Source organism: Arthrobacter sp. Y3221157, from assembly GCF_059089865.1.
The window spans coordinates 1-6,230 of the sequence record NZ_JBNHFD010000130.1; the positions used below are offsets into that span (position 1 = coordinate 1).

Here is a 6,230-nt window from a genome sequence, read left to right on the forward strand (position 1 = left end):
GTGCCGGCCGCTCGGGCGGACAGCGCTCCGGCGCGGGTGCGTCCAACACGGGCGGCAGCAAGGCCGTCTGGTCCTCCAACACCGGCGGAACGTCCGGCGGCTCCTACGCCGGCAACGGCGGCTCGGGCCGCCCCGCCCGCAGCGGTCCCCGCCGTGCTTCGGCTCCGGCCTCGAACGAACGCCGCGGACGGTAGTTACCAGCCCCGGGCGCGCCACTCCTCCAGGTGTGGCCGCTCGGCGCCGAGCGTCGTCGGCTTGCCGTGGCCGGGATGCACGACGGCGGCATCCGGGTAGGCGCCGAACAGCCGCTCCGTCACGTCGGACAGTAGCTGGTTGAACCGCTCGGGATCCTTCTGGGTGTTGCCCACGCCGCCGGGAAAGAGCGAGTCGCCGGAGAAGATGTGGACCGGGCCCTCCGGGTCCTGGTACACAAAGGCGATCGAGCCCGGCGTGTGTCCGCGTAGATGGACAGCCGTGAGCTCGAACCCGTCCACGCCAACCGTGTCCCCGTGCCCAAGGCGACGGTCCACCGGAACAGGCAGCGCCTCGGCGTCGTCCGCTCCTGCGGCGGTGGGCGCGCCGGTCTCCTCAACCAGTTCCTGGAGCGCCCGCACGTGGTCCCAGTGCTGGTGGGTGGTGGCGATCAGCGCGAGGCTTACCGCGGCGGAGGTGTCCGCTGCCCCCTCTGCCAGCAGCTGCCGGATGGCGGGCGCATCGTCGGCCGCGTCGATCAGCACCTGTTCACCGCTCGTCTTGGCGGTCAGCAGGTACACGTTGTTGTCCATTTCGCTGACGGCGATGCGGCGGATGGTCAGGGCCGGCAGGTCGTGAAGAAGTGAGTCCATGGGCTTCAGTCTAGGGACCCCGCGGTCCCCGGGGCGGGCTATTCCCGGCCCTGCGACACCCAGGCGGGATCCGCTGAGCGGGAGCCGACGACGGCGTCCGAGGCCTGGTCCAGCGCGTCCAGTTGGGCGGCGCTGAGGTCCAGGGCGAGGGCACCCAGGTTCTCGTCGATCCGGTCCCGCTTGCGGGTCCCCGGGATGGGGACAACGGGAAGGCCCAGCCGCCTGCCCTGCGCCAGCAGCCAGGCCAGGGCCACTTGGGCGGGCGTTGCACCCAGCTCATCGGCCACCGCCCGGACGGCGGCCACCACTGCCTGGTTCGCGGCCGCGGCGTCCGGGGCAAACCTGGGGATGTTGCGGCGGAAGTCGTTGTCCGCCAGGCTGGCGGCGTCCACCGTGCCGGTGAGGAATCCCCGGCCCAGCGGTGAGTACGGCACGAACCCTACCCTCAGCGCTGCGGCGGCAGGAACAACGTTGCGTTCCACGTCGCGGCTCCAGATGGACCACTCACTCTGGACCGCCGCAATGGGGTGGACAGCGGAGGCCTCCTCCAGCTCCTGCGCCGTCACTTCAGACAGGCCCAGGTGCCGGATCTTGCCCTGCTCTACAAGCTCCGCCATAGCTTCCACGGTTTCCACAATCGGAACGTCGAGGTTACGGCGGTGCATGTAGTAAAGGTCGATCACGTCGGTGCCCAGCCGCTGCAGGCTTCGGTCCACCGCCTGGCGGATGTAGGCAGCATCGTTCCGGATATCCGTGTAACCGCCGGCAGGACTCCCCACCAGCCCGAACTTGGTGGCCAGTTGGACCTCGCCGCGACGCTCCCGCAGCAGCCGGCCAATAAGTTCCTCATTGCTGCCCGCGCCGTAGACGTCGGCGGTGTCCATGAAGCTGACACCGGCGTCCACGGCATGGTGCAGGGTATGCAGCGCATCCGCCGGGTCCACGTCACCGTAGACGGGGGTCAGGGCCATGCCGCCGAAGCCAAGGGGACTGACGGACAATCCGTCGCCGAGCTGTACTGCTGGTGCCATCTGGGGCCTCCTTGGTGGTGTGCGCATGGTTCAGTTCCAGGGGATGATGCGGTCCGCGGCGGGCCTGGTGGCCTGGATCAGCCGGGCGTTGTTTTCGTCCGGTCCCGCGGCCCACGCCTCCGCGGCGGCCTGGTCCATCCCGAACGAGACATGCCGTGCCACCAGTCGGCGCAGCCGCAGTTCCTGCGGCGTGTCTACGAACCAGACCTCGTCCAGCTGTGCCCGGACCTCTTTCCACGGCTCCTGTTCGGCGAGCAGGTAGTTCCCCTCCGTGATGACCAGGGGCACTTCCGCGGGCACGGCGATGGAGGCGGCCACCGGTTCGTCCAGGGTGCGCCGGAACTCCGGGGCGTACACCACAGGCTCGTCCCGGCGCGCCAGGCGCCGGAGCAGCGCAAGGTACCCGCCGGCGTCGAACGTGTCGATGGCGCCCTTCCGCTGCTGCAGGGGCGTCCCGTCGATGATGGCGTTGCCCAGGTGGAAGCCGTCCATGGGGACCACCACCGCCGTCCCCTCTTCGAGCTGTTGCTGGATCCAGGCGGCGAAGGTGGATTTGCCCGATCCAGGCGCGCCGGTGATGCCCAAGATAGTGCGCGTTCCGGGGACCAGGCGGCGCCGCAGGGCATCCAGGGCCTGGCTGACTTCGGGGGAGTCCATGGCAAAAGCCTAGACCGCCCCTGCTTGCATCAGCGGCGGGCCGGCCCGGCAGGTTCCGCGGCCGGCTCGGCGGCTGGCTCCTGCTTCCGGGCGGGGAGCAGCTTCAACCCGGCTGCACACGCCACGATTCCCGCGATGAACAGCAGCTTCAGCAGGCTGAATGGCTCTACGCCAGTAGCCATCGCCCAGCCCACCGTCAGCGCGGCACCAATACCCACCCAGATGGCATAGGCGGTGCCCAACGGAATGCTGCGGATGGCGAGGCCCAGGCCGAGCATGCTCAGCACGGCGGTGACGATGAAGACCAGCGTCGGCAGGGGTTTGCTGAACCCGTCTGAGAGGCCCAAGGCCGTTGCCCAGACAGCTTCGAGGACGGCGGACGCCAGGAGCACCAGCCAGGGAATGGAACGCTTCAACATCACGCCACCACCTTCAGGCCAACCACGCACGCGGCGATGCCGGCGAGCAGGAGCAGCCGCGCCGCCGTCGGGCGTTCCACCTTGGTGATGATCGCGTAGGCGGAGGTGAGCACCACGCCCACTCCCACCCAGACGGCGTAGGCGGTGCCGGTGGGGATGGTCTGCATAGCTATGGCCAGGCCGCCGGTGCTGGCCGCGACGGAGACCACGAACAGGAGTGCAGGAGCAATCCGGCGGCGGCCGGTGGCCTGGAAGGTGCGGTGCAGGGCGGCCGCCCAGACGGCCTCCAGGGCGCCGGAGAGAAGAAGGATTAACCACGACATGACAGATCCTTTGGCCAGTCTTGTCGCGTGCCGGGTACTGAACCGTCGTCCGGAGGCTCGGGTGCGGAGCCTTGGTTTCCAGCCTAGCAACGCACGACGGCGGCTGGCCACGTCTGGTGGCCAACCTCACCAGCCGCGTGCTGGCCCTAGAGGGCGCCGCCGGCAGCCTCGGGAGCGGCGGAGTCGCGGCCGCCGTCGCCAATGGTCTCGCGGGCAATGAAGTTCTCGATGTCGAAGAGGTTGTCCGCCCGCTCCGCGATGTTCAGCAGCGTGGTCATGGACGCCACCTCCTCCACCTGCTCCTTGAGGAACCACAGCATGAACTGCTCGCCCAGGGCGTCGTTCTCGCTGCGGGCAGCCCGGAACAGGTCTTCGATGTTGCGGGTGACTTCCTTCTCCTGGTGCAGGGCCAGGGCCAGCGGCTCGGTGACTTTGGAGAAGTCGTTGCGGACGGCCGGGACGCCCGGGATGGTGAAGGGGATGTCGCGGTCCAGCATGTACTGCACCATCATCATGGCGTGGTTCCGTTCCTCCACGGACTGGCGGTAGAAGTATTTGGCCAGCTGGGGAAGGTCCTGGTTGGCGAACCAGGTGGCCACGGCAATGTACTGCTGCGATGCAGTGAACTCGTTGGCGATCTGGGTGGACAGGAGCGCGTTGAATGTTGTTCTGGTCATAGCCTGAGTCTAGGGACGGCGGCCAACGGTAACCAGTGTGGAAAGGCTGGTCTTCCCAAGGCGAGGCTGGCCTATCCGGCGGCTCTGCAGCGGCTCGGATCAGTCCTCGACGGGGTCGATGGACACCACGGCCAGGAAGCCCCGGCCCAGGACCTCCGGGGTGCTGCTGTCCGACCCCACCACGGCGTCGTACCGGTCCAGGGCTGCCGGTTCATGGGTTGCATCGGCCACGGTGGCCTGGCCCTGGAGCAGCACGCCCACCTGCCCGTCCCACAGGGGCTTGGACCGCTTCTTCGAGAGCTCGATGATGGACGTGTAGGCCTTGTACGCCCCGGACCGCGTGATGACATTGAGGTTCCGGATGTCACCGGTGGGCAGGGCACCCGACGTGGCGGCCCCGCCGTCAAACCGGAAGGGCCGGTACTTTTCCACCGGATGCTCGGCGCCTCCAACGGTCAGCAGCAGCAGGTCCCCCTCGATCACGGTCAGGAGCCGCTCCATCCCCGGGAAGGGGGAGAAGTCGCCGGCCCTGGTGACGTCGGCGATGCTCACCCGCCAGTCCCAGCCTCCGCCCTGGCCGTCATCACCGGCGGCCGAGGGCCGGCTGGCCAGCTGGCGGGTCACGCCGCCGCCGTTACGCCACGGTTCGGCTTTGAGGTCTGCGAAGCGGATGATCTGCATCAGCCCAGCCTAGTTCCCCGGCTGGGCTGCCCGCCGTCGCGCGTCCCGGCCTTCCCTGCTACTCTCCTGCGGGGGGTCATCACGAAAACAGCCTGAAGGAGCCCGGGAATGTTCGTCAAAGTGTGTGGTCTCAGTACCCCTGAATCGGTCCGCGAGGCGGTTGATTCCGGAGCGGACGCCGTAGGTTTCGTCCTTACCGCCAGTCCGCGGGTTGTCTCGCCGGGCCAGGTGTCCTCCCTTCTGGCCGATGTACCGGACCGGGTCACCCCCATCGGCGTGTTCCGCCACGAGCCGGTTGCCGACGCCGTCGCCATTGCCCGGGCCGCGGGGCTGCAATGGGTCCAGCTGCACGGCGCCCGCACGCGGGAGGACATCGCCACGGTGCACGACGCCGGCATGAAGGTCATCAGGGCCGTCACCATGGATGCCACGCGGCAGGAGATTGAAGACTGGGGCGAGGACCTGCTCCTGATCGACGCCGCCGTGCCCGGCTCCGGTGAAACCTGGGACTACGCCGCGATGACCGAGGTGCCTGAGCTGCAGGAACGCAGGTGGCTGCTCGCCGGCGGGCTGAACCCGGCCAACGTGGCGCAGGCTTCCGCCGCCGCCCACGCGTGGGGCGTGGACGTGTCCTCCGGTGTGGAGGCATCCCGCGGGGTGAAGGACCTGGCCAAGATCCGCGCCTTCGTACACGCCGCGAAGTCGGACACCACGGTCTGAAGCCCGGGGCCGGCCGGGAAGCGGCGCTTCCGGGACCGGTGATTTCAGGGTCCGGTCAGGGGCGTCCCCCACCATGGTGAGGTGCCGGCCGGGGGACAATGGGTAAATGAAGACGCTGCTCAACATCATCTGGCTGGTTTTCGGCGGCCTCTGGCTCGCCCTGGGATATTTTGTGGCCGGCGTGATCTGCTGCCTGCTGATCATCACCATCCCGTGGGGCATCGCCTCCTTCCGGATCGCCGCCTACACGCTGTGGCCGTTCGGCCGCACTGTGGTGGACAAGCCGGGCGGAACGGGCATCTTCCCGATGCTGGGCAATGTGATCTGGCTGCTGGTTGCGGGCATCTGGATCGCCATCGGCCATGTGGTCACGGCCTTTGCGATGGCGGTCACCATCATCGGCATCCCGCTGGCCATCGCCAACCTGAAGCTCATCCCTGTGTCCCTGATGCCGCTGGGCAAGCAGATCGTGCCCACCAACGCGCCGTTCGTGCCGGCCTACCGGTAAACGCTGCTCCGGAACACACCGTCCACCAGGATGGCGACGGCGTCGCTGTCGTCCAGTTCGGCGGCGATGTCCACGTCCCTGCCGTAGCCCGCGCCGGCCAGTTCACGACCGCTGGAACAGCCGTGCAGCATGTCACGGAGGTCCGGCTCCGCGGCCTCAAAGACGGCCATTGCCAGTTCTGCTTCGGGCGCGTAGCCGTGCCTGCCCTCCCGGCCCTCCGCCGCCTCGTAACCGCCCTTACCGGAGGCCGCCAGTCCCGCGATGAAGGCGCCCGCCCCGATCTGGTCCTCGACGGCGGGGCGGAGGGAGCCGTCCGGCCAGCGTTCGCCGGCGGCCACCACGGCAATCACCGCGTCCTCCGGAAGGTTC

Annotated in this window: 10 protein-coding genes, 1 pseudogene and 1 riboswitch; of the genes and pseudogenes, 3 read left to right on the forward strand and 8 right to left on the reverse strand. The window is 68.7% G+C overall.

Features of this window, described 5'->3' with window-relative positions:
• Positions 1–194, forward strand: a pseudogene (locus AC5RTT_RS19280) (DEAD/DEAH box helicase); the annotation flags it as partial.
• Here AC5RTT_RS19280 and AC5RTT_RS19285 read toward each other — a convergent pair.
• The 7 genes from AC5RTT_RS19285 to AC5RTT_RS19315 all read right to left on the reverse strand — a co-directional run bounded on the left by AC5RTT_RS19285 (position 195) and on the right by AC5RTT_RS19315 (position 4,633).
• A complete protein-coding gene (locus AC5RTT_RS19285; RefSeq protein WP_494146528.1) occupies positions 195–845 on the reverse strand; it encodes an MBL fold metallo-hydrolase in 651 nt (216 codons plus the stop codon). It lies immediately after the preceding pseudogene.
• A 38-nt stretch (positions 846–883) separates the two neighbouring features.
• Positions 884–1,876, reverse strand: a complete 993-nt coding sequence (locus AC5RTT_RS19290) for an aldo/keto reductase (RefSeq protein ID WP_494146529.1) — start codon at positions 1,874–1,876, stop codon at positions 884–886.
• Between the two features lie 30 nt (positions 1,877–1,906).
• A complete protein-coding gene (locus AC5RTT_RS19295; RefSeq protein WP_494123512.1) occupies positions 1,907–2,533 on the reverse strand; it encodes a nucleoside/nucleotide kinase family protein in 627 nt (208 codons plus the stop codon).
• A 29-nt stretch (positions 2,534–2,562) separates the two neighbouring features.
• Complete coding sequence (locus tag AC5RTT_RS19300; protein WP_494053587.1) at positions 2,563–2,952, reverse strand: DMT family transporter; 390 nt, start codon at positions 2,950–2,952, stop codon at positions 2,563–2,565.
• On the reverse strand, positions 2,952–3,275 hold the full coding sequence (locus AC5RTT_RS19305) for a DMT family transporter (RefSeq protein ID WP_494053557.1): 324 nt from the start codon (positions 3,273–3,275) through the stop codon (positions 2,952–2,954). Before AC5RTT_RS19305 ends, AC5RTT_RS19300 begins: the two co-directional genes overlap by 1 nt.
• Before the next feature lie 9 nt (positions 3,276–3,284).
• Positions 3,285–3,350, reverse strand: a riboswitch (guanidine-III (ykkC-III) riboswitch).
• Positions 3,351–3,421: 71 nt separating this feature from the next.
• Positions 3,422–3,952, reverse strand: coding sequence for a ferritin (locus tag AC5RTT_RS19310; protein ID WP_494053556.1), 531 nt, complete (start codon positions 3,950–3,952; stop codon positions 3,422–3,424).
• 99 nt (positions 3,953–4,051) lie between these two features.
• Positions 4,052–4,633: a HutD/Ves family protein gene (locus AC5RTT_RS19315; RefSeq protein ID WP_494053555.1), complete on the reverse strand. Its 582-nt coding sequence runs from the start codon at positions 4,631–4,633 to the stop codon at positions 4,052–4,054.
• A 108-nt stretch (positions 4,634–4,741) separates the two neighbouring features.
• On the opposite strand from AC5RTT_RS19315, the gene AC5RTT_RS19320 reads away from it, so the two are divergent.
• Both AC5RTT_RS19320 and AC5RTT_RS19325 read left to right on the forward strand, forming a co-directional pair.
• Positions 4,742–5,353, forward strand: coding sequence for a phosphoribosylanthranilate isomerase (locus AC5RTT_RS19320; RefSeq protein WP_494123511.1), 612 nt, complete (start codon positions 4,742–4,744; stop codon positions 5,351–5,353).
• Between the two features lie 106 nt (positions 5,354–5,459).
• On the forward strand, positions 5,460–5,861 hold the full coding sequence (locus AC5RTT_RS19325; protein ID WP_494053553.1) for a YccF domain-containing protein: 402 nt from the start codon (positions 5,460–5,462) through the stop codon (positions 5,859–5,861).
• Here the strand turns inward: AC5RTT_RS19325 and AC5RTT_RS19330 are convergent.
• Positions 5,852–6,230 (reverse strand): 2-phosphosulfolactate phosphatase (locus tag AC5RTT_RS19330; RefSeq protein WP_494146530.1); only part of this gene is annotated, 379 nt, incomplete at its 5' end. The genes AC5RTT_RS19325 and AC5RTT_RS19330 overlap by 10 nt on opposite strands.

Coding starts and splice junctions, on each gene's coding strand:
- AC5RTT_RS19285 (WP_494146528.1), bottom strand. CDS start 845: ATGGACTCACTTCTTCACGACCTGCCGGCCCTGACCATCCGCCGCATC.
- AC5RTT_RS19290 (WP_494146529.1), bottom strand. CDS start 1,876: ATGGCACCAGCAGTACAGCTCGGCGACGGATTGTCCGTCAGTCCCCTT.
- AC5RTT_RS19295 (WP_494123512.1), bottom strand. CDS start 2,533: ATGGACTCCCCCGAAGTCAGCCAGGCCCTGGATGCCCTGCGGCGCCGC.
- AC5RTT_RS19300 (WP_494053587.1), bottom strand. CDS start 2,952: ATGTTGAAGCGTTCCATTCCCTGGCTGGTGCTCCTGGCGTCCGCCGTC.
- AC5RTT_RS19305 (WP_494053557.1), bottom strand. CDS start 3,275: ATGTCGTGGTTAATCCTTCTTCTCTCCGGCGCCCTGGAGGCCGTCTGG.
- AC5RTT_RS19310 (WP_494053556.1), bottom strand. CDS start 3,952: ATGACCAGAACAACATTCAACGCGCTCCTGTCCACCCAGATCGCCAAC.
- AC5RTT_RS19315 (WP_494053555.1), bottom strand. CDS start 4,633: ATGCAGATCATCCGCTTCGCAGACCTCAAAGCCGAACCGTGGCGTAAC.
- AC5RTT_RS19320 (WP_494123511.1), top strand. CDS start 4,742: ATGTTCGTCAAAGTGTGTGGTCTCAGTACCCCTGAATCGGTCCGCGAG.
- AC5RTT_RS19325 (WP_494053553.1), top strand. CDS start 5,460: ATGAAGACGCTGCTCAACATCATCTGGCTGGTTTTCGGCGGCCTCTGG.